Source organism: Frondihabitans sp. 4ASC-45, from assembly GCF_049472575.1.
Classification (GTDB): domain Bacteria; phylum Actinomycetota; class Actinomycetes; order Actinomycetales; family Microbacteriaceae; genus Frondihabitans.
The window spans coordinates 546,514-570,870 of sequence record NZ_JBCEBN010000001.1; the positions used below are offsets into that span (position 1 = coordinate 546,514).

Sequence of the window (24,357 nt, forward strand, 5' to 3'; positions counted from 1 at the left end):
CTCACCGAAGCGGGAGCGTCACCACCATCGTCAGGCCTCCTCCCGGGGTGTCCTCGACCTCGAGGGTGCCGCCCATGCCCTCGGTGAAGCCCTTCGACAGGGCCAGCCCCAGCCCGAGACCCGTCGTGTTGTCGGTGTCGCCGAGCCGCTGGAACGGCACGAAGATGTCTTCGCGGCGATCGGGGCTGACTCCGGGCCCGCGGTCGGCGATGCGGATCTGCAGGGTGCCGGCGAAGCTGCTGGCCGAGACGTGCACCCTCCCGCCCGGCGCGTCGTAGCGCAGGGCGTTGTCGAGCAGGTTGACGACGACGCGCTGCAACAGGACGGGATCGGCCACGACCGGCGGCAGGTTCTGCTCGATGCCCAGATCGACCTCGTCGGGGCCGATGCCGAGCTCGTCGAAGGCCCCGAGAATCACGTCGTCGACGTCGACGTCGACGAGCGACACCGCGAGGGCTCCGGCCTGGACCCGGCTCACGTCGAGCAGGTTCGTCACGAGGGTCGCGAGAGAGTCGAGGCTCTCCGCCGCGGTGGCGAGCAACTCTTGTCGATCGACGTCGCTGAGGGTGACGCCGGGCGTCTGCAGCCCGCCGATGGCCGCCGTCGCCGAGGCGAGCGGTCGGCGGAGGTCGTGGCCGACCGCGGCCAGGAGGGCGGAACGCACCTGGTCGACCTGGGCGAGCGGCTTGACGGCGTCGGCCGTCGCGCTGAGGGCGTTGTGCTCGAGTGCCGCGTCGACCTGGGCGGCGATCACCTTGAGCAGGCGGCGCTCGCTGGCGGCCAGGTCGGGCCCGCGCAGTTCGAGTGTGCCGTGCTCGCCGACCTCGATGCGGGTGACGTGGTCGCCGTCTTTCGGATCGCCGGTGCAGTAGAGGGTCTCGGCGCCCGAGGTGACCTGCACGCTCGTGAGGTGGAACACCTCCCGCGTGCGGGTGATCAGGGCCTGCAGGGCATCCTGTCCGCGGAGCACGCTTCCGGCGATCGTGGCGAGGAGCTCCGACTCGGCGAGCGCGCGGGCCGCCGATCGGGAGCGGCGCGCGGCCTGGTCGACGACGTAGCTGACCAGCAGGGCGTTGATCACGTAGAGGGCGAGGGCGAGCAGATGGAAAGGCCGTGCGATCGTGACGCTGTGGAACGGTTCGACGAAGAAAAAGTCGAGAGTGAAGCCCGAGAGGACGGCGGCGAAGAGCGCCGGCCAGATGCCGCCGACCAGCGCGACGACGACGACCAGCAGTTGGAAGACGAGCACGTCGCTGGTGAGGGTCTCGTCGGTGCGGAACGTGACGAGGATCCAGGTGACGAGCGGTCCGAGGGCCAGCGCCAGGGCACTGCCCACGAGGCGGCGCTTCAGCGTCAGCGCGCCGCCGACCCGGGGCAGCGTGAAGTGGCCGCCCGCCTTCGAATGGGTGACGATGTGCACGTCGATCACGCCGGATTCGCGGATGACGGTCGCGCCGATTCCGGGCCCGGTCAGGGCGGCCGCGATCCGCGAGCGGCGGCTCACGCCGAGCACCAGTTGCGTGGCATTCATCGCCTTCGCGAAGTCGACCAGGGCCCGGGGCACGTCGTCGCCGACCACCTGGTGGTAGCTGCCGCCGAGCTTCTCCGTCAGCGAGCGCTGGCTGGCGAGGGCGCCGGGGAACGTCTCGGCCAGGCCGTCCTGTCGGCTGACGTGCACCACGAGCAGGTCACCGCCGGCGGCGCGAGCGGCGATCCGAGCCCCCCTCCGAATGAGCGTCTCGCCCTCCGGCCCGCCCGTCAGAGCGACGACGACCCGCTCGCGGGCCTCCCACTTGCTGTCGATGCCGTGCTCGGACCGGTAGGCCTTCAGTGCGGAATCGACCTCGTCGGCGAGCCAGAGGAGGGCCAGTTCGCGGAGCGCGGTCAGGTTGCCGAGCCGGAAGTAGTTCGACAGCGCGGCGTCGATCCGTGCCGCCGGGTAGACGTTGCCCTCGGCCAGGCGGTCTCGGAGCGCCTGCGGGGCCAGGTCGACGACCTCGATCTGGTCGGCACCTCGGAGCACCTGGTCGGGGATCGTCTCGCGCTGCGGCGCCCCGGTGATCTGCTCCACGACGTCGCTGAGCGACTCGATGTGCTGCACGTTCACGGTGGAGATGACGTCGATGCCCGCCTCGAGGAGGGCGTCGACGTCTTGCCAGCGCTTCTCGTTGCGGCTTCCCGGAGCATTGGTGTGGGCGAGCTCATCGACGAGGGCGACCTGCGGGTGCCGCTCGAGCACGGCGTCGAGGTCCATCTCGGTCAGCTCGACACCCCGGTGCTCGGTGATGGTGCGCGGGATCACCGGCAGCCCCTCGAGCTGGGCGGCGGTGGCGGTGCGGCCGTGGGTCTCGACGACCGCCACCTCCACCGTCTTGCCCTCGTCGCGGAGGCGCGCGCCCTCTTCGAGCATCGTGTAGGTTTTGCCGACGCCGGGGGCGGCGCCGAGCAGCACTCGGAGCCGCCCGCGTTTCATCTGATCTAGCCTTTCAGCCCGGCGAGCGCGACGTTCAGCCGAAGCACGTTGACCGTCTTCTCGCCGAGGTAGCCGGCGTCGCGGTCCTGGATCATCGACTCGACAAGGGCGCGGACCTTCGTGACCGGGAGGTCACGCACCGCGGCGATCCGGTCGACCTGCAGTAGCGCGTAGGCCGGGCTGATGTGCGGGTCGAGCCCCGATCCGGAGGCCGTCACCGCGTCGGCGGGCACGCTCGAGGCGGGCACGTCGTTCTCTGTGGCGATGGCGGCCTTGCGCTCCTTGACAGCGGCGATGAGGTCGTCGTTCTCGGGGCCGTAGTTGCTGAAGCTCGACGCGGTGGCGTCGTAGCCGTCGCCGGCGGCTGAGGGGCGCGACTGGAACCACTCCGGCAGAGCGTTCCCCTTCTTATCGGTGAAGCTCTGGCCGATGAGAGCGGAGCCGACGACATCGCCGTCGACCTTCACGACGGAGCCGCCTGCCTGAGCGGGAGCGACGAGCTGCCCCACGCCGGTGATGACTGCGGTGTAGGCGACTCCGAGCACGATCGTGAAGACGATCATCGCGCGGATGGCCACCCAGTACTGGCGGGCGAGTGTGCGGGTGTTCATGATTCTTCCTTTCCAGTACGAGGGCTAGAAGCCCGGGAGGAGCGAGACGACGAGGTCGATGATCTTGATGCCGATGAACGGCGCGATGATGCCGCCGACCCCGTAGACCAGGATGTTGCGGTTCAGGATCGCCGAGGCCGAGGCGGCCCGGTACTTGACGCCGCGCAGGGCCAGGGGGATCAGGATCACGATGATGATCGCGTTGAAGACGATCGCCGACAGGATGGCCGACGCCGGCGAGTGCAGCTGCATGATGTTGAGCAGCCCGAGCCCCGGGAAGATCCCGGCGAACATCGCGGGGATGATCGCGAAGTACTTCGCGACGTCGTTCGCGATCGAGAACGTCGTGAGCGCGCCCCGCGTGATGAGCAGCTGCTTGCCGATGCGCACGATGTCGATGAGCTTCGTCGGGTCGGAGTCGAGGTCGACCATGTTGCCGGCCTCCTTCGCGGCCGAAGTGCCCGTGTTCATCGCCACTCCGACATCGGCCTGAGCGAGCGCGGGGGCGTCGTTGGTGCCGTCACCCGTCATCGCGACGAGGTTGCCGCCCTCCTGCTCGCGACGGATCAAGGCGAGCTTGTCTTCGGGCGTGGCCTCGGCGAGGAAGTCGTCGACCCCGGCCTCGGCGGCGATCGCCTTGGCGGTCAGCGGGTTGTCGCCGGTGATCATCACGGTGCGGATTCCCATGGTGCGGAGCTCGGCGAACCGCTCCGCCAGACCCGTTTTGACGACGTCCTTCAGGTAGACGACCCCGAGGATCCTTCCGCTCCCGTTCGCGGCGCGGGTCGCGACGACGAGGGGCGTGCCTCCGGCGTTGGACACGGCCTCGATCGAGGTGTCGAGTGCGTGGCGCTCCCCCACCGCGAGCGACGTGCCGTCTTCGATCCAGGCGATCACCATGCCGCCGGCGCCCTTGCGGATCTGCGAGCCGTCGGGCAGGTCGAGCCCCGACATGCGGGTCTGGGCGGTGAAGGGCACGATGTCGCCGGCGACGCTCTCGGCACGGACGTAGCCGAGCGTGACGGCGAGGTCGACGATCGACTTGCCCTCGGGTGTCGGGTCGCTGAGCGACGACGTCGCAGCGGCCTCGACCAGCTCGTTCACGGCGACGCCGTCCATCGGCAGGAACTCGGCCGCCTGGCGGTTGCCGTAGGTGATCGTTCCGGTCTTGTCGAGCAGCAGCGTCGTCACGTCGCCGGCCGCTTCGACCGCGCGCCCCGACATGGCGAGCACGTTGCGCTGCACCAGGCGGTCCATGCCGGCGATGCCGATGGCGCTCAGCAGCGCGCCGATGGTGGTCGGGATGAGGCAGACGAGCAGGGCGATCAGCACCGGGATCGACACGGCCGCGTTCGAGTACGACGCGATCGGATTGAGAGCCAGGCAGACGACGACGAAGACGATCGAGAGCGACGCAAGCAGAATGTTCAGCGCGATCTCGTTCGGGGTCTTCTGACGCGACGCGCCCTCGACAAGGCGGATCATCCGGTCGACGAAGGTCTCGCCGGGCTTCGACGTGATGGTCACGACGATGCGGTCCGACAGCACCCGGGTGCCGCCGGTGACGGCGCTGCGGTCGCCGCCCGACTCGCGGATAACGGGGGCCGACTCGCCGGTGATCGCCGACTCGTCGACGCTCGCGATCCCCCAGACGATGTCTCCGTCGCCGGGGATCAGCTCGCCGGCCGTGACCACGACGGTGTCGCCGAGCGTGAGATCGGCTGACGACACCGACGAGAGCGTCGCGCTCTCGGCTGCGGCGTCCGCGGCCGCATCGTACGAGTCGACACGGTTCGCCGTCGTGCTGGTGCGCGTCTTGCGCAGGCTCTCGGCCTGCGCCTTGCCACGGCCCTCGGCGACCGACTCGGCGAGGTTCGCGAAGACGACCGTGAGCCAGAGCCACACGGCGATGGCCCAGGTGAAGGATCCGGGCACGGTCGATCCGCCGGACGTGCCGGCCCCGCCCGTGAACGGCTGCGCGATCGCCAGGATCGTCGTGTAGGCCGCGCCGATCTCGACGAGGAACATGACCGGGTTGTGCCACATCTCGCGCGGGTCGAGCTTCTTGAAGGCGCCGGGAAGAGCCTCGACGAGTTGCGCGCCGGAGAAGGCGCCCTTCTTCGTCGCGGTGGGCGCGGGATCCTCGTCCGTGCGGTGTTCGGTGATGGTGGACATGCGTTACTTCAGCCCTTCAGCGAGCGGGCCCAGTGCAAGCACCGGGAAGTAGGTGAGTGCGGTCACGATGACGGACACCCCGATCAGGAGGCCGACGAACTGCGGCCGGTGCGTGGGCAAGGTGCCGGCGGTGGCGGGCACCTTGTCTTGGGCGGCGAGCGAGCCGGCGAGTGCCAGCACGAACACCATCGGCAAGAAGCGGCCGAGCAGCATGGCAATGCCGAGGGCCGTGTTCATCCACGGGGTGTTCGCCGTGATGCCGGCGAAGGCGGAGCCGTTGTTGTTGGCCGCGCTGGTGAAGGCGTAGAGCACCTCGGTGAAGCCGTGCAGGCCGGGGTTCCAGATCGAGACCTTCTCGACGTTGTCTCGGATCGCGGGGATCGCGAAGCTCAGGGCCGTTCCGGTGAGAACCAGGGCCGGGGTGATCAGGATGTAGATCGAGGCGAGCTTGATCTCGCGCGGCCCGATCTTCTTGCCGAGGTACTCGGGGGTGCGGCCGACCAGCAGGCCGGCGATGAACACCGTAATGATCGCGAGCACGAGCATGCCGTAGAGGCCCGACCCGGTTCCACCGGGCGAGATCTCGCCGAGCATCATGTTGAGGAGCGCCATCATGCCGCCGAGCGAGGTGAACGAGTCGTGGGCCGAGTTGACGGCTCCCGTCGAGGTCGACGTCGACGTGGTGGCGAACAGGGTGGAACCCCAGATGCCGAAGCGGTCCTCTTTGCCCTCCATCGCGCCTCCGGCGAGACGGGTCGCGGTGCCGGCGCCGTTCAGCTCGAACCAGGTCATGGCGACGAGCGAGGCGGCGAAGATCGCACCCATCACGGCGGCGATCGCGTAGCCCTGGCGGACGTCGCCGACCATCTTGCCGAAGGTGCGCGGGAGCGAGAACGGGATGATGAGCATCAGCACGATCTCGAACAGGTTGGTCCAGGCCGTCGGGTTCTCGAACGGGTGCGCCGAGTTGACGTTGTAGAAGCCGCCGCCATTCGTGCCGAGCTCCTTGATCGCCTCCTGCGAGGCGACCGGTCCTCCCGGGATTGACGCCGAACCGCCGGTGAGAGTCGTGATGCTCTCGAAGCCGTTGAAGTTCTGAATGACGCCGCCGATGATCAACACGACTGCGGCGAAGATCGCGCCGGGCAGCAGGAGGCGGGTGATACCGCGCGTCAGGTCGACCCAGAAGTTGCCGAGCGTGCCGCTCTTGATGCGGGCGAGACCGCGGATCAGGGCGACCGCGACCGCGATGCCGACGGCCGCCGACACGAAGTTCTGCACGACGAGGCCGCCGAGCTGGACGGCGTACCCGAGGGTGACGTCGGGGCTGTACGACTGCCAGTTCGTGTTCGTGACGAACGAGACGGCCGTGTTGAAGGCGAGGCCCTGCGGCACGGCGGGGAAGCCCAGCGAATAGGGCAGGATCTCTTGGATCCGCTGGATGACGTAGACGAAGAAGACGCCGACGACAGAGAAGATCAGGACCCCGCGGAGGTAGGCCCGCCACGTCTGCTCGGACGCCGAGTCGACGCCGATGAGGCGGTAGAAGCCGCGCTCGATCTTCCAGTTGTTCTTGGTCGTGTAGATCCAGGCCATGTAGTCACCGACCGGACGGTGGAGCACCGCAAGGATCACGACGAGCGTCAGGATGGTGAGGAGCCCCGAAACGGTGCTGGTCATCAGAAGCGCTCCGGTTTCACGAGCGCGTAGACCAGGTACACGAGAGCGGCCACGGCCAGGACGGCCGCAATGACGTTGAAGACGATCACAGCTTCTCCACACCCCTCGCAACGAGGGCGACGACCGCGAAGACGGCAATCACGACGGCAATGTAGACGATGTCGAGCACTACAACTCCAACCGGAGACGAACGGGCGAGACCCCGATCGGGGCCCGATGCCCCCGAGGGGCACAGCAGGTCAGTAGATACCCGCCGCGCGCTCCCGCCGGCCGTCCTAACGACATCCCTACGCCGGGGCCTCGTTCCCTAACGGACTCCTAACGCCCGCGTCGTTTCGTGCCTCACGACGCGCGAGACTCCAGTGGATGCTGATCGCGGCGCGGCGGATCAGCATCTACTGGCGTTTCGCCGGCGAGCCCGCGGTCTGCTGGCTGTAACCGCAACGGCACCGGGCGACTGCCGCGGAGGAGTCGTCAACCTCGTGACGGGCGCAGGCCACCCGAAGGGCAGCAGAGGAGAAAAGTTCGGCGCGAAATAAGGGAGCTTACGACTGCGTGCCGAAGTTCTCGGAGGAGCCGCCGGCTTGCCGCTTGCGCGGAGCCCGGACCTCCGTACGTTGCCGAAGGCTTCACGGTAAAAACACGAGGCTCCGGCAGGGGCCGACACAGCGCCGGCGCTCCGTCGCCGGCTCCCCGTTCTGGGCCTGGCTACGATCAAGCTCATGCAGTGGTTAAGGCCCGGCCCTCTCCCCCTCGGGGAGCTTTTGACCGGCGCATTCTTTGCCTTGATCGGCGTCGTCACGGGATTTCTTGCCCCGACTCCAATCCATGGAGCGCTGGACTTCGTTCCGCCCTGGGTCCCTGGCGGATTTCTACTCGTTCTGGGAGCGGTCCTCATCGTCCGCGGCCTCCGGGGCCTCATGAGCCGCAACAAGCTCTGACCGCAGAGTGCCGGCGCTCCGTCGCCGGCTCCACTAGCAATGGTGTGGGCCATTCCGGTCGGGCCATACTGTGAGGGTGACTCGAAACCAGGCCAAGTCCTACGTCGTCTGCGCACTCGTGATGCTGGCCGGAGGCCTTGGAATCGTCACCACAGGTCACCCTTCCGGCTGGGTTCTCGCCGTACTCGGAGCGGTGAACACCACCCTTGGACTCCTGAATCTTCGTAAGTCCAAGCGGCCGTTGTCGTAGCCCCGGGAGGAGCGCGAGGGGCTCCCCATCATCCCTTCACCGCCGCTGCACGCTGTCTCGACAGAACTGCAGATTTTCGATCCTTCCGACCTGCCGGTTCTGAAACGCGATGCGTCAAGAGTGCAAGCAGGCTCAGGAAGCAGCTGAATAGGGAGCGCCTGGGGCCGATACCCTCCCTGAATGAGCTTCCAGAATTGGGTCGAACTCGCCGGCCGTTGTATCGACGCTGCCGGTGTAGCCGCCGTCGTCGTAGGCACCTTTGCCGCAACCGTGTACGCGATCGTCCGCTTCATTCGTCGGCAGCGCCCCATTTACAGGCCCTACCGACAGTTTTTGGGCCGATCCATCCTCCTCGGATTAGAGCTCCTCGTGGCCGCGGACATCATCCGAACCGTCGCGGTCACCCCCACTCTGGAATCTGTTGCAGTACTAGCCGTTATCGTCCTCATCCGGACCTTCCTCAGCTTCTCCCTCGAGCTGGAAATAACCGGACGATGGCCCTGGCAGAAGCAATCTGCGGCGTCTGCCGGGGAGACCGAGCCAACTGACTCCTAGCGAGGCTGGCCGCCGATACCGCGCTGCACCCGATCCAGTTGCTCGACAATGGCGGGGAGCAGCACCGCAACGGCGGCATCCGTGACCTCGTCCACTTGGTCGGGAGCGAGTCGGCCGGTGCTGGCAAGTGAGCTGATCCCCTCGAGCGTGCCGGCGAGCAGGAACGGAAGTGGGCCAGGACGGCCCTCGCCATCTTCACCGAGCATGCCGGCGCCCCGCGCGAAGAACCTGCTTGCCGCACTAGCCGCAGGCGAGTCGGCCGCGCGTGGGCTGCCTGCGAACATCAGCTCCATCAGAGGGCCGTTGTCTAGTGCGAAGTGAACATGTGCGTGCGCATAATCGCGCAACTGAGCGGCAAAGTCGTCTTGCCCTTCCGCGGCGCTGAGTGCCACCGAGAGTTCCTCGAACCCTTCGGCCGCGATCGCGTCCAACAGTGCGTCGCGGTCAGCGAAGTGTCGAAGGGGTGCGCTGTGGCTGACCCCGGCTCGCTTGGCAAGCCCTCGGATCGTGACCGCGTTGGGCCCCTCCTCCATCAACAGCTGCCGGCCCTCAGCAAGGAGGACCTCGCGAAGCGAACCGTGGTGATAAGGCGTGGACACAGCTCGATCTTACCTCGATGTAGACGTTGACAACAATGTGTGCGGCGTCTACATTGACGGTTATGACGAACTCACCTTCCGCCGCCGATTTGGCTGGCCGCACCATCCTCATCACCGGGGCAACCAGCGGCATCGGACGAGCCACGGCGTCGGCCGTCGCCGCCCGAGGCGCCCGAGTGATCCTCGCCGTCCGGAACACCGACAAGGGTCGCCGGGTCGCAGCAGACCTTCCCGGCGTCGATGGCTCCCACCTCGTGCGCGAACTCGATCTGGCCGACCTGGCCTCGGTGCGCCGCTTCGCTGACGAGACGAGCGAGCAGCTCGACGTGCTGGTCAACAACGCCGGCGTGTCCGAATCGACGCTGCACCGCACCAAGGACGGCTTCGAAAGCCAATTCGGCACCAACCACCTCTGGCACTTCCTTCTGACCACCCGGCTCCTCCCCCAGATCACCTCCCGCGTCGTGACCGTGTCGTCCCAAGCGGAGCGAATGGGCAAGCTCAACCTGGACGACCTCAACTGGCGCCGCCGTCCGTATGCCGGCGGCCGTGCCTACGCCGATTCGAAGTTGGCCAACCTGACGTTCACCCTCGAGCTCGATCGCCAACTGCGCGCAGCCGACTCAGCCGTCAGGGCTCTAGCAGCGCACCCCGGGCTCGTCGTGACACCGATTTACGACGGCCCGGCCGACAAGAAACCGGGATTGTGGGATCGCCTGCTGCCCATTCTCGGCCAAGGCCCCGAGCAGGGCGCCCTCCCGGTGCTCTATGCCATCACAGAGGAACTGCCGGGTGGCACCTTCACCGGGCCGGAGCACCTGTTCCACATGCGCGGCGGCGCCCAGGTGATCAAGGCCTCCGCTGCCGCGAGGAGCACGACCCTTCAGGCCGGCCTGTGGTCAGCCTCCGAAGACCTGACCCGGATGGCACCAACACGATGACCGCGGGCGCCCTCCACCAGTTCACAACCTTCGCCCCGGTACTCCTTCGACTGCGGGAACAACGCTGATGCCGTCCTCCGCCTGGACGAGCGTCCTTATCCTCGACCCCGAACATGATTATGTCGCCATGGCCACGCGCTTTGAGGTGCGCAGCCGGCGCCACCTGGTCGCCATCATCGGCTCGACGCAGGAGCTCTGGCAGGCGCTGCCAACGACGGTCGGGCTGGCCGGCTACCGATTCGCGGTCTCACCGCTGCAGGGGACGCTTTCCACCCTGACAGCCTGGCGCGACCGGTCGACCCTGGAAATGTTCGTGCGAGGGCCACTGCACGCTGCCCTCGTCACTGGCACCCGCGATCTCATGAAAGCAAGTTCGTTCGCTGGCTGGGTCTCCCCTGGCGCTCATCTGCCTCCAACGTGGAAAACCGCAAATGAGCGACTCGACGCCAAGTGAAGGGCCCGCGAACCGCCACACATGCGGATCCTTCCCATTTCCGGCGAATCCTCCGAAGGGCGGCGCAACTGCGCCGGCCACACCGCATGCCCTGCCATTGAGGACAAGGATCTCGCCGAAGCGGCCGTGGGCACTGGTCACCGGAAGCAGGATGAACACGTACCCGCTGAGGCACAGGAATCGCACTCTATTTTCGGCATGCTGATGGCGACTACGTCGCTCTCCGCCTCGAGCTCACGGCAGGCCAACGAGAACGCGTTGAGGCGCCCCTACTCTCGCCGGGCTTTAGGCGCTATGTGGGCACTGCGCGTTGCGGTCTTCCGGACTCTCTACCTTGTCGAGATGGACGATAATGCGGCCTCGGGGCGATAGTCCAGGACTCTGCTGGACTATCGGCTCATCGTCCCGCCACGCCTGCGCCAAAGAACGCATGGAGAACAGGTTCGATGTCGAGAACCCCGTTATGGCGGGGATCAGAGCGGTGACTAGCGACACGAGCACAAGACATGACGTCAACACCGTTGCAACGATCGTCGTCGAACGCGGCCGGTCCGGGTGATCTCCCTGAACAGGTGCCCGTGACCGGCCGCCCCCTGGCTGGCGGCATAGATGAGCCCACTGCCCAGCAGCGCGGCCACCCCCAGCACCGCGCCGATCAATGCTGCCGTAAGCCCCGTCGCGGCGACGACGATGCCTGAAACTGCCCACGCAGAGCCACGGCGTCGACTCGACAAAGCCGACTGCTCACCCCATGCCGGGACCCGGCCCTCGCTCCCCCACGCCTGCATGAAGCATGCCCTGCCATGTGTCGCGCTCCCGGCGGAGTTGGTCGCTGTCAGGCTCCCCCGATCAGGGCCGCTATGTCGTCTTCGTGGAGGGGCGTGCGCCAGGGTGCGCGCCGATCAGCGGGAGGAGGGCGGCGATGGTCGGGGCCATGTCGTCCCGATCGTCGTGCTCGAAGATCTCGTCCAGCTGTTCGTCGAGGTCTGCGGTGCTCATCGGGCGAGTGTGGCACGGTGGGAGCGGATCCTGTGGACGCCGCCGAGAGGGAGATGCGATGAGCCAGCAGTTCGTGTTCTGGAGAACGAGCGAGCAGCTCGACGCTCGCGCCGTGTACGAGGCCCTGATGGAGGGCGAGCCGGTCGCGGGGCTCGATCTGCTCGACCTCGCCGCGGCGGAGCAGGCGCTTATCGGGGCGTTCTCGGACTGGACGGTCGAGGCCCGTCGCGCCGACGGAGGCGAACAGACCATACTCTTCTCGCCGGACCAGCGCGCCAGCATCGATGCCGGCTACTCGCCCGAGAGCGTCACCGTGAGCTGCTCATGGATGTCTGGAGAGCAGTACAACCTGGTCATCCAGGCGATGGCGACGCTGCAGCTCCCGCTCTACGACCCGCAGATCGACGAGCGGTTCGACTCCGTGCCGATCTGACCACGGCTGCCTTACAGTGACGGCATGTTCCTAGGTCTGGCCTAAATCGAGTACGACAACGACGTCCACGAGTGGCGGTTGTTCTCGCCGAACCGGGACAAGATGGCCCCTCTGCCGCGCGGGTGGCAAAGCGTTCACAACGACAAGGACGCCGAGCACGTCAACATGACGTTGATGTCGTGGGGCTATGTCCTCACTGCTGCGGACTGGGAGCAGGACCGCGCTCAGTGGGTCATGCCCGTCCAGCGGCGCGAGCGCGACTAGCTCCAAGCCGATCAGCAGTCGCGCTAGCTCACTCGATGGCGGCGTCGTCGTCCTCGCGCAGGACTTCGCGGTTCGAACTTCAGCACTCGCGCCGCCAGCTAAGTTGCCGCCGACCCCTTAGCCGGGGTCCCGTCCGGTCAGCCAAGTCAGTTGGTACGACGGCCCGCACACCAGCAAGAGCCCGACTCCGATGCACGCTACGTCGCTTCGGGCCGGGGGCGTCGCACTTGCCATATGAGGGAAACCTCGCCCGGGAATGGACCGGGCGGCGCCACGGTCAGGTCGATTCAGGGCGCCACCCAGCACCCTCATGGTGCCCAAAAACACCTGCCTAGCCCCAAGCTGGGCAGGCAGGTGTTCCGGTCAGCTAACGCGACGGCGGCGAGAGCCGATGACCACGAGCGCAGCGCCGAGGACGACGACGCCGGCAGCGATACCGACGGCGGGAGCCGAGTTCGTGCCGGTATAGGCGAGCTCGGTGTCGAGCAAACCGGAGTCAGCGGCGGCTACGGCGACAGGAGTCGCCGAGCCAGCGGCGGCGCTAACGCCGGCGACAGGAGCCGACGAGCCAGCGGGGCTGGTCTGCGGGGCGGGAGACGCCGACGGGGCCGAAGCAGCTGGAGAAACCGGGACGGCCGTGCCGGATCCTGCGCCTCCCGCGGAGGACTGCATATTTGATGCCGAGGCCGCTTTATTCGACGAGACGGAGCCGACGACCGTTGTGATGTTCGCGAGATTTTTGAACGTGGCCGGCTCGGAGGCGGATCCAGTCGCTGCAGCGAGGCTGACGGAGACGAACGCTTCAAAGTGATGGAGGTCGACCTGCGGGCCCCAGCGGACGGTCAAACTGGTCGGGGTGCAATTCTGTGAGGTCGGCGTCGCGGGAGTCTCCGAGAGGTAGTTATACGACGCGTCGGTGGCGACGTTCGCGAACCGGAGCGTCGCGCAGTCGAACGTCCACTTCTCGGCTGCGGGGACCACGTCGGTGACGACCGAGGAATCGAACGGGCCGTCGGCGGTTTTAATGTGATAGGTCAAGAAATCGGTCGGATTGGTGCGACCCTCGTCCGAGCGGGTAAAGATGCCGTACTTGTTAGCGTTCGCGCGGTTGCCAATGGCACCAGTGGGGGTGACCTCCGAGGTGAACGACCTACCGAAGCTCGTGGTCGAGGTGAAGGGCACTGTCGTACCCGCCGGCACCTCGGAGTTGTTGAAGTTTGACTTGACGAACGCGGTGCCGCAGATGTCGAGGTGCGTCGCGGCATATGAGGTCATGGTGAAGGTGATGACGGCAGGAGTTGTCTCCGACAACGCCGCGGTCGCGACGACCGCATTCGTCTTCGGATCATTGAGACTAAAGCCGGTCGGGAGGTCAGTCAGGTACTGGCTGAGCGCGAGAGTGAACTTGTCGCCATCCTGGGTTGAGTTAGGAACACAGAAGTCGATGGTGGTGGTCAGCTGGCTGTACTGAACAGGGTCAGCCGGAGTGACCGTGACATTAGTGATCGGATCAGAAACGATGGCGGCCTGAGCAGCCTGTGTTGCACCGAAAGTCAGCATTGCGGCAGCGGCGACGGTGGCGAAAATCGAAAGACTCTTTCGCCACCCGAGCACCGACGAAGACGCTCTCTTAGCGCTAGGGCGGAACGACAAAGAAGACCGAATGGCCATAGATGTTTCCATTTCAGAAAGGTGAGAATGCGACACCGGTTTCGGGTCGGTGCGGCGATACTCGAGTCTCCATTGCCAGGAGTGACAGCTTTCGGGACGGCCGGCTGGTGGGAAGATTTCGGTTTTTCCCCACCTCGGGTAATTCAGCGGCGACGCTCAACCTCAAGATAAATAAAGCCTACGCGTCCGCCATATTGCCGACACCCAAACAGGGGACACGCGTCGGCATTTGGTCTCACTTTTCTCAGATTGCCCAGCGACTAGAGGTGGTGGAGGAGATCTCGCATTTAGGTATTCCGAACATGTCCGGGTCAATCCCACGGGTGCCGGTGCCGATGTCGATGTCGATGTCGATGAGGGATCGTTTATCGAGATGGGGCAGCCGTGAGTAAGTGGGTACGCTTCGCGGGTGACGACCTTGACTGGAAGCCGTATCCTCTTGCATCCTTGGACGGCCGACGATGCTGAGTTCGTGTTTGACCTGTACTCACGGTGGGATGTTCAGCGCTACCTCGGGCACGAGCCCAAAGTCATGGAGAACATCGACGCGGCTCACGCCCTGATCGGTCGTCTCCGCGCACGGAGCGGCCCGGTACTGGGCTATTGGGCGGTCGAAGCCACTGCAACGGGTATTCCCGTGGGCACGGTTATGTTGCAACACATCAGGCTCTCCGGAACGAGCGAACCATCCGCCGAGGTCGAGATCGGCTGGCACTTCCATCCGGATGCGTGGGGCCACGGATACGCAACCGAGGCGGCACAGCTGCTGCTGCGGCACGCTTCAGCAGCCGGGCTCAACCGGATCATCGCGGTTGCCCATGTCGAGAACGCTGCGTCGCGCCGAGTCTGTCTGCGTCTCGGGATGACACACCAGGGACGAACGACTCGTTACTACGACGCGGAATACGAACTGTTCGAATCGGGCTTCATTCGCACTGACCTATCGCACTGACTGATCGGCTGGTGGGGCCGGTGGTGAGCGCAAACGAAGACGAGAAATTTCAACTCTTTGTCATCGACGGATAACCCGCCAACGACTTCGGCACTACCTTCAGGCTATGTCGAGAGAGAAGGATCCGCCCCGGTCTTACTGGCGGTCTCACCCCTGGTGGAGGCTCTCTGGAGCAGGTCTCGGCTTGGCCCTGTTCGTCGTGGCCGGCGTCATGTTTCTTCTTCACGCCCACGGCGCACACAAGGTCTTCGACGTCGGGGCCATTCTTGTTTCCGCCACATCGATCGCGTGGTTACTGTTTCGTGACCGCTACGAAGTGAGCGGCGAAGACACGGGTGAAGCGAAAGCGTCTATCGCAGACGACCGCTAAGCCCCCCTGCCACTCTCCCTTTGAACGATGGTCTACCGGGTCGTTGTGGCGGACGTTGCGTCCAACGAGGCGAGATAGTCAGCATTACCTCGCAGGGCCGGCTTGTACCTCTCAAGCTCTGCCGCATCCACGTGATCGGCCAACAGTTTGAGGAGACTTGCAAGTGCGGTGTTCGTCTTACCCGCAGCGTGGAAGGTGAGGGATTCGAAGGCTCCTAGAGCCACGGAGTCGGGGAACTCGCCACGCGCCCGAGCAAATACGTGCAGGGACTCTTCGATCCTCCCCAGATTCCGGAGCGTGCTGCCGTATTGGAGGTAGCAGCGGCGGCGAATGTCCCCCGCCAATCCCTTCTGCATGGACCGCTCGTAGAAGCCGAGCGCCGTCGCCTCCTCTCCCGCCGTGTCGTAAGCACCGCCGAGCTCGTAAAGGACTCTGGGATTCTCTGGGTGCTTCTCGTAGAGGGGCAGAAGGGCATCGATGGTTGGGCGCATGTTGTCCCGGTCCCGGGAGGCCAAGATGCTGTCGAGCTGCGTATCGAGAGTGTCAGTCATGGCATTTTCTGCTCAGGGGATCGGGCAGGCCGTGGCGGCTGCCGCCAGGATATCGACCGTGTCGATTGCCGATCGGCCACCGAACGCTGCAGCACCTCGACCACTCCCCCGGGGCTGCGCTGGTCTGGCCGTCTCGATAGAACAGTCCGAAAGGCATCCCGGTCAAGGATTCCCTGTCGCACGCTCCATTGCTCAGGAAAGCGGGCTAAGAACAATGTCGCCTGTACCCGAGTCGATGTGGAGGACCGGTGGGCCGCCTTGATCCCCCTCGGCTCGGACGATGACATCCTTGCCCAAGGCTGAACTCACTAGCCGGAATAGTCGAAGAAGCCCGTTGACGGCCTCATCGTCGACTATCTCCCGGAGGTCGAAGTCAAACTCGATGGGCGCTCCCCAGCCGAAGAAGAAGTTGACCTGGACGCCATCGATCGGCCAGACAACGAATCGTTCGGCTTCGTCACCTGCGCGTTGCTCCTCAACCCGAGTCCAGAGCGCGCCCCTGAGAGCGTCGCGCAGCGTGTCAATGTCAGCCTCGAGGGAATCGATCACTTCAACATCAGGAAGAACCAGCGGCTCCAGCCCGTTAGCTTCCTGGAAGGCCCACCGAAAGGCCGCCGCCGAGATCTCGTGGTTCACGGCTCGAACCTCTCACCTCTGCCCGCTGGGCGCAACATACCTGTGGAGGATGGCCAATCGGGATAGGTCAGGTAACGGTTTCTGCCTCATGACCGAAGTGTGTGATTGCGCCGAGGAATTCGGTGGGTTCGTCATCGTCGACGAACTCGACTACAAAGCGAGGATCGAATGGGATGCTACCGAAAGCACCCGCGTCAGTCCTGAACCGGACGACTGGAACAGGGTGCTCACCTTTTCGGACCGCGTCGATGGCGGCAGCCGAAAGATCGGGCCACGCAGCCTCTTGACTCGGAGAGACACCTAGAGAGATCCCTCCGCTAGTTCTTAAGACTCGCATCGTCCGATCTTCCTCTCACTCGCCCGCTTGTCTCCAAGGTGACGAACCCCTCTCGATAGACGATGGGCTGTCGGGTCAGGTGCCGAGCGCAGTGACAAAGCAAGAAGGAACGTGGCCTCATTACTTTCGACGTCGCCTACGGAGGATCGATCTGACGACCAGGGCTACGGCTAACGCGGGAAGAAAAACGAGCAGAAAGAACTCGATCGTCCCTAGCGCGTATTGATTGTAGAGATAGTCCTCTCGAACGGAGAGGGACAGGAATGCCATTCGATGAATGTAACCCCGAGCGTCCCGAGCACGCGATCAGCTCACACCTTCTCGATGCGCGCTCGACACCGACTCGATAGCCGATCCTCTTCCGGGCCTCTCGATTTTCGGTCACTCGCCAGCACCGAGCAGTTGCCGCCGCGGAACGATGCTCGCCGTGACGATGGCGAGCAGCCCGACGAGGGCGAGTGGGACAGCGACGTCGGCGTGGTCGATGAGGACCCCGGCCGCAGCGGAGGCGAGCGCAGCTCCGAGGTTGAGCGCGGTGTTCACCCACGTCGAAGCCTCGGTCCGTGCTGCTTCGGGCACGACGGCGTCAGCGACGAGGTAGCCGGTCACGAGGGATGGCGCGAGGAACAGGCCGAGCAGCGCGAGCCCGATACCGAACCAGACCAGGCCGTCGATCTGCGAGACGCCGGTGGCGACGACACCCATGCCGACAGAGAGCAGCAGCAGCTTCGTGCCGAGCGTCGCACGCCAGCGGACGTGCCCGTAGAGCGCACCGCCGATCGCGCTCCCGGCCGCGAACGCGGCGAGGAGCCATCCCGAGCTCGCGACGGAGCCGTGTTCTTCTGCGACTGCCGGCGCCGCGATCTCGGCGACCCCGAGCACGCACCCGACGCCGACGAGCACGAGGAGCACGCGAGGGAACCCGGGCTGTCTCAGGGGTCGCTCTGCTCGGGTGGTGTCGCTGCTGTTCGGCGTCTGTGCTCGTGACGCGGTGCTGGTGGTGATCCCGACGGTTCCGACGAGGACGACGACGGCCGTCAGCACCAGGCCGACGGGTGCCGTCGTCGTGGTGATGACGCCCGCGATAACGACCGGGCCGATCACGAAGAGCAGTTCCTCAGCCACCGCATCGAGGCTGAACGCCTGTTTGCGCTGTTCGCCCTGGTCGGTGAGCGATGCCCAGATGACGCGCATGGCAGCCCCAAGCGGCGGAGCACACACGCCGATCACGATGCTGCCGGCGAGGAGCACGGCGAGGGGAGCGTGCGCAGCGACGGCGGCGGCGAGCACGGCGAGGCCGACGGCCTGACCGGCGCCGAGTACGGTGAGGGAACGCCGTTGCCCCCATCGGTCCACTCCTCGGGCACGCCAGGGAGCAGCCACGACGTTGGCGAGGCCGAAGACGGCGGCCGCGACACCTGCGGCAGCGAACGAGCCGGTGCTCTCCTGGACTGCGAGGACGAGGCCGAGACTGGCCATCGCGAGAGCGGAACGGCCGATGAGAGCGGGGATGAAGGCGCGAAGCGCGCCGGGGACACGAAGCACGGTGAGCATAGGGAACCTCTGGTGATGCGCCTCAGCTCGCGGCTGAAGCGGTACTAACGGATAGAAGCCCAGGCGCGATCAATGCACCCTGGGGGTCAGGTTCCTGCGCGGGTGAGACGCAGGGCCGTTAGATGTAGCTCACTTCATGCACGGTGCGACGCTAGCACGGGCAGTGCGCTGTCTCAGTCGCCGATCCCCTATCGGACGATCTTGGCCCGGTGGTCCCGGCGCCAGCAGCACCATGCTGGGACATCCCGCCGCGTGCGCTTCAGCTTCCCCTGGGGACGCCGATAACCTGCGGCCATGACTACACCCCGGAAGATGACGCCACGCGAGATCGGCCTCGTGGAGGCTCTTCTCGCGGACCACCCCGACCATGCATTGTCCCGCGAACATCTCCGGGCCCTGGATGTCGAGGAGATGAACGACGGCGGCATGGGATCTCTGAGGTTCCTCAGCAGTCGACCAACGCACATGGCTCAGCAGCTGTCTGAAGTGACTTTCCACGACACCGACGGAGTGTGGGTCTCAGCAACACTGAACCTCGATCCCGAAGGCCTATTCTTCGAGCTCGACATCTTCAAAGGCGACTTTTCGCCTCTGATAGAGATTCCAGACCGCTCAGTCCTCGCCCAACCTCGAGCTGGGTCTGAGTAGACGATCGTCTTGTGAGACACCTTGGCTGCTATCGACGAGTGCCGGCGTCATCGCTACGGTCGAGGTGTGGAAACGCCCAACCTCAGCTCGATTGTCATTCGTCCCGCAAAGGCAGCCGACGTGGAAGGCATTGCTGCCGTCCATGCCACCTCCTGGCGAGAGACGTACGGGCGGTTCGTCGCGGATCCCGAGACCGATCCGTGGTTCGACGTCGATCGGCGCATCGACATGTGGCGGGCGAACCTGGAGCAAGACGCTTTCGTGATCGTCGTCGCCGAGGATGCTTCGGGCATCATCGGGTTCGCCGCGGCCCAGGAGACGTCCGAGCCTGACGCCGTCCGTCCAGAGGAACTCACGATGCTGTACGTGCTCGCGCGCGCTCATGGTGACGGGGTGGGACAAGGACTTTTGAACGCAGTGCTCGGCCAGCGCCCGGCATCTCTGTGGGTCGCTGCCGACAATCCTCGCGCGCACTCGTTTTACCGGCGGAACGGATTCAACGCCGACGGAACCACGTCGAGCTTCGGGCCGATCGAGACCACGGTGCGATTGATCCGGTGAGGGATGGGCAATGGGACGAGTCGCCGGGAGGTTTTCGTACCAGCACGGAAGCGCTCGAGGGGCTGTGGTCGGGAGCCGGGCTTCAGCAGAGGCGGGGATGCCTGGGTGAGGACCGCGCATCCCCGGCTGATGTGGCTGGGTTACTTGCGTGTCGGCTGCGCCGGCGGGTCTGCGGGCATCGGGTGCTCCGTTTGCCACAGGTTGTCGACGGCTTGGAACTCGCGTGGGTAGCACTGGGTGTCGAATGTCTCGAGGCCGTCGGACGGTGTCGAGTACAGGTACCACGGCCCAGTTCCGCCGGGCTTCCCCGTCCACACACCGCCCGAGAACCAGGAGAGCGGGACGTTCGACATGGGGTGCCCGGCTTGCGCTGAACACGCCTCGAGCCGGTTGAACGCGGCGGTGTATTCCGTAAGGGTGACGACCCCGTCCGCGGTTTCGTCCTGTTGCTGCGCGGACGGGGTGGCGATGCTGGCAGCTTTCGCCCACGACGCCCACACCGCATACCGTGCCGAGCCCTCGCTAGAAACCTCGATGGACGCCTTCCCTGAGCTCACCGGTCGCATGTTCCACTGCGAACCCGTCGAATCGGTCTGCTCACCAGACGACGGTGTGCACGAGACGGGGTCGCTGTCGGTTGTGCCGTTCACGGTCACAGTGATGGTGCCGGAATCGAGGCACTGCCAGGTGTAGGCCACCCGGTCAGCGCCCGCAGGTCGGGTTCCGAGCGAAAGCGTCGATTGCCCCTGAGTCACTTCGAAGGCCGGTATGCCAAGAAGAGCGCCGTGATTGCCGACTTCCACCTGATACCGGGTCGACGTCGCCAACGAGGTCTCGAGGAGAGTATTCGTGTCGGGGCCGGCGAACGCTGCCGCTGTCAACCCACCGGTCAGCGCTGACCCGAGAAGGAAAGCCCCAGCGACCGCAGCCGCGGTACTTCGGGATGGTTTCCGGAGACGTCGCCGGGGTGTTTCCGCAGTCCCGACAGAATCAACTTCTCCCATCAGGGCATCTCGCATCGAGGCCAGACGGGGGGAAACGGGGTTGTCGTTCATAGTGTGCCTCCTAGGGTTTCTGCGGTTGTGTAGCGCTGGTGCAGTCGCGCTTTAGCGCGGTGAAGTCGTGATTTGACGGTGCCCGGTGGCACTCCAAGGGCCACCGCGGCTTCTCGCTCACTGAGGCCCTCCAAGACGCACAACGTCAAGACCTGTTGATCGGTTCGCGAGAGAGACCGGAGAGCCGCAGAGGCGGCCCCCTCGGTGAACCGGTCAGCCGGGTCGGGTGCGGGGTCATCGACCGGGAACCGGGAAAGGAATTGCCGGTGTCGCCGCGCTGACCGAGTGAGGTTGTGGGCGGTGTTCGTCGCCGTGACCAATAACCACGGCAACAACGAGTCGTCGACAAACCGGACGCGATCGCGGTGACGCCACGCTTCCATAAAAACGATGGCGACAGCATCGTCCGCATCGGCGGACGCCGGGACAAGACCTGCGACGTGGCGCACCAGACGCGGCGCGTGACGGTCGAAGACACGACCAAACGCACGACCATCACCCGCTACGGCTAGAAGCCAATCCGCCCGGTCCCCAGTGACTTGATCCATACCCGTATTGTCCGATCACCCCAGAAAGGTTCCACAACACCAGCACGGCACGTAGACATTCGTCCGACACCACCTCAGCAGCCCCGGTTCAGGCCGATCCGTCCCATGCGACTTGGATAGATGGTTCGTCGGGCGATCTTGCCCCGAGGTCGAGACGTGGGCGTATCCGATCAGCATCCGATGACTGGAGCGTTTAAACCCCCATTACCGGGCACTTTTGCGGGACAGGCATACGCGAATCCGCAGATCAGGCGCTTCGTGATCCGCGTTCGCCGACACCAGCTCGAGCTGGTGTCCCGATGAACGACCGTCTTACGGGCGGACAGGGGTGACCGGGACTAGATTTCCGGAACGGGTACTGCAAGGTGCGTGTCGGAAACCTACAGATTGCCAGTCGTCTCACCGATTCGTAGAGCGACCATCGCTGACCCCGGTCCCCCGGAATAACCCGTGTTGACGAAAACAGGCTTGCAGCCCTTTCGTCGGTTAGAGGTGCACGAGGATCAAGGATCAACATGCGTCATCCGATGACACGTCTCATTGGACTGTAATTGGGGCCGATCAGTCCGAATCAGAGGGTGTGTACGGGTCGCTCGCCATTGTCGTTGCCGTGAGGCGGATCGTGTCCGACGGGAGTTCAGAGAATCGCCGTGAGTAAGCGGCGGCGAATCGCCCGAGGTGCACGAAGCCCCACTTGTTCGCCACGCCGGTGATCGTGACAGTGCTCGAAGGCGCGCTGAGGAGGTCCTCGCGAGCTCTCTCCAGTCGGATCCGCTGCAGATATCTCATCGGCGTGGTGTCGAGACTGTTGCGGAAGGCCAGGTGAAGGCTTCGCGCGCTCGTGGCCGCCTCGTGCGCGAGCTCGTTGATCGTCCACGAGCGGGCCGGGTCGTTCTGGAGCAGCTCGACCGCGCGGGCCACGTCTCTGTGACCCGAGCTCGGCACCGGCGCATGCAAGGCGTCGAAATAGTTGTGGGGTTGTGCGAAAAGGAGGACGTCGAGAAGGACTTGTTCCAGGTGGTGCACGGACAGTGGATGGGACAACAGGCCGCGGGTTCGTCGGGAAGCGTCGTCGATGAGCCGAAGCGTCTGAAGGAGCGTCTGGCCACCGGCCGTCTCGAGGCTCAGTTCCGTCTCGAATACGAGAGGAGGGAGATCGTGCACGTCCAGTAACTGTTCTGTCTGGCGCTGGAGTTCTCCGCGCGGAACCATGAGGGCGACTTGAGCGAAGCCTTGGTCGCAGTCCAATTCGACGGGGCGGCCCGGCATGAAGACACCGGCCGCCTTCTCTGTTCCGTACACTTGCGGGCCGTGGACGGCGCCCATGACGGTTCGCGACTGGGTGGGAATGTCGATGTGGTAGTTCTCAGGTTCTGCCGTGTGGATCCGGACGGCGTCCTGGAAGCTCATGAACCCGACGGTGACTCGCCCGACAGGCAGCGCGTTCAGATGCAGGCCGACGATTGAGGCCGCACCGGCGGACGGGAACTCCACGGGAAGGTAGACGCGTTTGAGGGCCTCGCGTGACTCGTCGACACCGCGGGCCGATACGACCCTGTGGTCGGCAAACATCTCTGTGCTTGCTCTCATGGATGGATTCTACTCAGGTCGGTGGAGCCACGACGGTCATCGCATTCGGCACCAAGCGGCTTCGCCGGTGCAGGATGCGGATAGTGCCTTGACCCCTGTCCTTCTTAGCGTGAGAGTCCGCCACAGCTAGGTGACGAGACGGTGGGCTGAGGTCCATCACGTCGCGGCGACTTTGGCGTCATCGTTGCGATTCCCCACCGGAGACCCCATGATCAGCACCAGCCTCGTTCCTGCCGTCCGCAACGTGATGCGCAAAAAGTACCGGTTTCTGTCGTCGCGAGCCGGCTCAGTGGCACGACCCGACGATTCGCCCTCGGCGAGTGTCCCGGCTCCGGTCGGCCACCGGATCCTGGTCGTGGGAAACGAGTACGCAATCTCATGGGGAGTACGCCTGCACGCTCTCGCCTTACCCGGCCAACTCGCCCGGGAGCTAGCGCTCCGGACGGGCCTCGGCGCCGATGTGGACGTCGTCGCCACCCCCGGAATGTCGATCACCGATGCGCTGACGTCTTTCGAAGGGCACGACCTCAGCGTCTATGACGCCGTGGTCGTGCTGACCGGTGTCGGAGACGCCTTTCAACTCATGCCGCCCCGCGTGTGGCGGGAACGCGTCGACCAGCTCTCGTCTACCCTCCTCGAGACCTCACCGCCCACGACAACGATCACCGTCGTGGGAATCCAGCCAGCGAGTTCGATCAACATCACGCGGACGAAGGAAAACGGCCTCGTCGATCAGTGGGCCGAGACGCTGAACGAGGTCACCAAGGCTGCCCTCTTCGGGCAGGACCGACTGCACTACCTCCCTGCACCGGCCGTCCCGGACAGCGCCCTCGACGCGGTCGACCGGCTGCGTTTCAAGAGCCCGGCCGTGTATAAGGCATGGGCGGTGACCGTGGCCCGGCACCTCGTTCCTCTTCTCGACACCGCACACGACGACCCGACGCCCAACGACCCGGACCGGAAGAAGCTGACGGGCCCTCTCGCGCTTCGCAGGCGGCTCGCGGCACTCGAAGGCCTCGCCATCATCGACAGTTCCCCGGAAGCTCGCTACACCTCGATCGTTCGCCGGGCACGTGACATCTTCGGCACGGAAGGAGCTGTGTTCTCTCTCATCACCGACACTCGCCAATGGAACAAAGCCATAATCGGCTCTGCTCCCACCGAGGTTCCGATCGAGGAATCGTTCTGCGCAACAACAATCCGATCCATCGGAGCGTTTGTGGTGGAGGACGCGTGGAAGGATTCCCGGATCAGCTTCGACACCGAGATTCGCTTCTATGCCGGCTACCCGGTCAGCGCACCCGACGGCACCCCCATCGGCGCTCTCTGCATCTTCGACGGCAAGCCCAGAGACGCCTCCACCCTCGAGACGACGTACTTGCGAGAACTCGCGCTCATGATCACCGACCAACTGGCATATCCCACTTCAGCCTAACCCCGTCGCACAGCGGTTAAAGTACGCCGCTATCTGGGGACTAACTCGACACCCCTATCGTCTCAATCACGTCA

Annotated in this window: 24 protein-coding genes; 10 read left to right on the top strand and 14 right to left on the bottom strand. The window is 65.2% G+C overall.

What is annotated here, in order from left to right:
• Position 1: 1 nt before the first annotated feature.
• From VH571_RS02505 to kdpF, 5 genes are read right to left on the bottom strand one after another with little or no spacing between them, the layout of a single operon-like run.
• Complete coding sequence (locus VH571_RS02505; protein ID WP_055960585.1) at positions 2-2,473, bottom strand: sensor histidine kinase; 2,472 nt, start codon at positions 2,471-2,473, stop codon at positions 2-4.
• Between the two features lie 5 nt (positions 2,474-2,478).
• On the bottom strand, positions 2,479-3,084 hold the full coding sequence (gene kdpC, locus VH571_RS02510; protein ID WP_423263151.1) for a potassium-transporting ATPase subunit KdpC: 606 nt from the start codon (positions 3,082-3,084) through the stop codon (positions 2,479-2,481).
• Positions 3,085-3,108: 24 nt separating this feature from the next.
• The gene (gene kdpB, locus VH571_RS02515) at positions 3,109-5,259 is read right to left on the bottom strand and encodes a potassium-transporting ATPase subunit KdpB (protein ID WP_423263152.1); all 2,151 of its coding nucleotides are present in this window, start codon (positions 5,257-5,259) and stop codon (positions 3,109-3,111) included.
• Between the two features lie 3 nt (positions 5,260-5,262).
• On the bottom strand, positions 5,263-6,939 hold the full coding sequence (gene kdpA, locus VH571_RS02520) for a potassium-transporting ATPase subunit KdpA (RefSeq protein WP_423263153.1): 1,677 nt from the start codon (positions 6,937-6,939) through the stop codon (positions 5,263-5,265).
• On the bottom strand, positions 6,939-7,028 hold the full coding sequence (kdpF, locus tag VH571_RS02525) for a K(+)-transporting ATPase subunit F (protein WP_123941179.1): 90 nt from the start codon (positions 7,026-7,028) through the stop codon (positions 6,939-6,941). Before kdpF ends, kdpA begins: the two co-directional genes overlap by 1 nt.
• Before the next feature lie 1,282 nt (positions 7,029-8,310).
• On the opposite strand from kdpF, the gene VH571_RS02530 reads away from it, so the two are divergent.
• Positions 8,311-8,685 (top strand): DUF1622 domain-containing protein, encoded by a 375-nt coding sequence (locus VH571_RS02530; protein ID WP_123941177.1) that lies wholly within the window; start codon positions 8,311-8,313, stop codon positions 8,683-8,685.
• Here the strand turns inward: VH571_RS02530 and VH571_RS02535 are convergent.
• Positions 8,682-9,284, bottom strand: a complete 603-nt coding sequence (locus tag VH571_RS02535) for a TetR/AcrR family transcriptional regulator (RefSeq protein WP_423263154.1) — start codon at positions 9,282-9,284, stop codon at positions 8,682-8,684. The two genes, VH571_RS02530 and VH571_RS02535, sit on opposite strands and share 4 nt — an antisense overlap.
• Positions 9,285-9,346: 62 nt before the next feature.
• Here VH571_RS02535 and VH571_RS02540 point away from each other — a divergent pair, with 62 nt between their 5' ends.
• Positions 9,347-10,225 (top strand): oxidoreductase, encoded by an 879-nt coding sequence (locus tag VH571_RS02540; RefSeq protein WP_423263155.1) that lies wholly within the window; start codon positions 9,347-9,349, stop codon positions 10,223-10,225.
• 67 nt (positions 10,226-10,292) lie between these two features.
• Entirely contained in the window at positions 10,293-10,679 is a 387-nt protein-coding gene (locus VH571_RS02545) for a hypothetical protein (RefSeq protein ID WP_423263156.1), read from the top strand.
• 858 nt (positions 10,680-11,537) lie between these two features.
• On the opposite strand, the gene VH571_RS02550 is transcribed toward VH571_RS02545, so the two are convergent.
• Positions 11,538-11,678 (bottom strand): hypothetical protein, encoded by a 141-nt coding sequence (locus VH571_RS02550; RefSeq protein ID WP_423263157.1) that lies wholly within the window; start codon positions 11,676-11,678, stop codon positions 11,538-11,540.
• Positions 11,679-11,736: 58 nt separating this feature from the next.
• Between VH571_RS02550 and VH571_RS02555 the strand changes: the two genes are divergently transcribed.
• A complete protein-coding gene (locus VH571_RS02555) occupies positions 11,737-12,111 on the top strand; it encodes a hypothetical protein (protein ID WP_123941169.1) in 375 nt (124 codons plus the stop codon).
• Between the two features lie 627 nt (positions 12,112-12,738).
• Here VH571_RS02555 and VH571_RS02560 read toward each other — a convergent pair.
• The gene (locus VH571_RS02560) at positions 12,739-13,935 is read right to left on the bottom strand and encodes an Ig-like domain-containing protein (RefSeq protein WP_423263158.1); all 1,197 of its coding nucleotides are present in this window, start codon (positions 13,933-13,935) and stop codon (positions 12,739-12,741) included.
• A 520-nt stretch (positions 13,936-14,455) separates the two neighbouring features.
• On the opposite strand from VH571_RS02560, the gene VH571_RS02565 reads away from it, so the two are divergent.
• Positions 14,456-14,998, top strand: coding sequence for a GNAT family N-acetyltransferase (locus VH571_RS02565; protein WP_423263159.1), 543 nt, complete (start codon positions 14,456-14,458; stop codon positions 14,996-14,998).
• 184 nt (positions 14,999-15,182) lie between these two features.
• Positions 15,183-15,368: a hypothetical protein gene (locus VH571_RS02570; RefSeq protein ID WP_423263160.1), complete on the top strand. Its 186-nt coding sequence runs from the start codon at positions 15,183-15,185 to the stop codon at positions 15,366-15,368.
• 32 nt (positions 15,369-15,400) lie between these two features.
• Here the strand turns inward: VH571_RS02570 and VH571_RS02575 are convergent, their stop codons facing one another.
• Together VH571_RS02575 and VH571_RS02580 are read right to left on the bottom strand one after the other, a co-directional pair.
• On the bottom strand, positions 15,401-15,919 hold the full coding sequence (locus VH571_RS02575; RefSeq protein WP_194602044.1) for a tetratricopeptide repeat protein: 519 nt from the start codon (positions 15,917-15,919) through the stop codon (positions 15,401-15,403).
• A gap of 192 nt (positions 15,920-16,111) precedes the next feature.
• A complete protein-coding gene (locus VH571_RS02580) occupies positions 16,112-16,555 on the bottom strand; it encodes a hypothetical protein (protein WP_423263161.1) in 444 nt (147 codons plus the stop codon).
• Between the two features lie 88 nt (positions 16,556-16,643).
• On the opposite strand from VH571_RS02580, the gene VH571_RS02585 reads away from it, so the two are divergent.
• Entirely contained in the window at positions 16,644-16,859 is a 216-nt protein-coding gene (locus VH571_RS02585) for a hypothetical protein (protein WP_423263162.1), read from the top strand.
• Between the two features lie 414 nt (positions 16,860-17,273).
• On the opposite strand, the gene VH571_RS02590 is transcribed toward VH571_RS02585, so the two are convergent.
• Positions 17,274-18,446: an MFS transporter gene (locus tag VH571_RS02590; protein ID WP_423263163.1), complete on the bottom strand. Its 1,173-nt coding sequence runs from the start codon at positions 18,444-18,446 to the stop codon at positions 17,274-17,276.
• Positions 18,447-18,740: 294 nt separating this feature from the next.
• Here VH571_RS02590 and VH571_RS02595 point away from each other — a divergent pair, with 294 nt between their 5' ends.
• Entirely contained in the window at positions 18,741-19,094 is a 354-nt protein-coding gene (locus VH571_RS02595) for a DUF6984 family protein (protein ID WP_423263164.1), read from the top strand.
• A gap of 21 nt (positions 19,095-19,115) precedes the next feature.
• A complete protein-coding gene (locus VH571_RS02600) occupies positions 19,116-19,655 on the top strand; it encodes a GNAT family N-acetyltransferase (protein ID WP_423263165.1) in 540 nt (179 codons plus the stop codon).
• A gap of 140 nt (positions 19,656-19,795) precedes the next feature.
• Here VH571_RS02600 and VH571_RS02605 read toward each other — a convergent pair whose 3' ends face one another.
• From VH571_RS02605 to VH571_RS02615, 3 genes are all read right to left on the bottom strand, one after another.
• Positions 19,796-20,410, bottom strand: a complete 615-nt coding sequence (locus VH571_RS02605; RefSeq protein ID WP_423263166.1) for a hypothetical protein — start codon at positions 20,408-20,410, stop codon at positions 19,796-19,798.
• Positions 20,411-20,706: 296 nt separating this feature from the next.
• Positions 20,707-21,258, bottom strand: a complete 552-nt coding sequence (locus tag VH571_RS02610) for an RNA polymerase sigma factor (RefSeq protein WP_423263167.1) — start codon at positions 21,256-21,258, stop codon at positions 20,707-20,709.
• Between the two features lie 561 nt (positions 21,259-21,819).
• Complete coding sequence (locus VH571_RS02615) at positions 21,820-22,848, bottom strand: AraC family transcriptional regulator (protein WP_423263168.1); 1,029 nt, start codon at positions 22,846-22,848, stop codon at positions 21,820-21,822.
• A gap of 208 nt (positions 22,849-23,056) precedes the next feature.
• Here VH571_RS02615 and VH571_RS02620 point away from each other — a divergent pair, with 208 nt between their 5' ends.
• Positions 23,057-24,283, top strand: coding sequence for a GAF domain-containing protein (locus VH571_RS02620; RefSeq protein ID WP_423263169.1), 1,227 nt, complete (start codon positions 23,057-23,059; stop codon positions 24,281-24,283).
• The last annotated feature ends 74 nt before the right edge of the window (positions 24,284-24,357 follow it).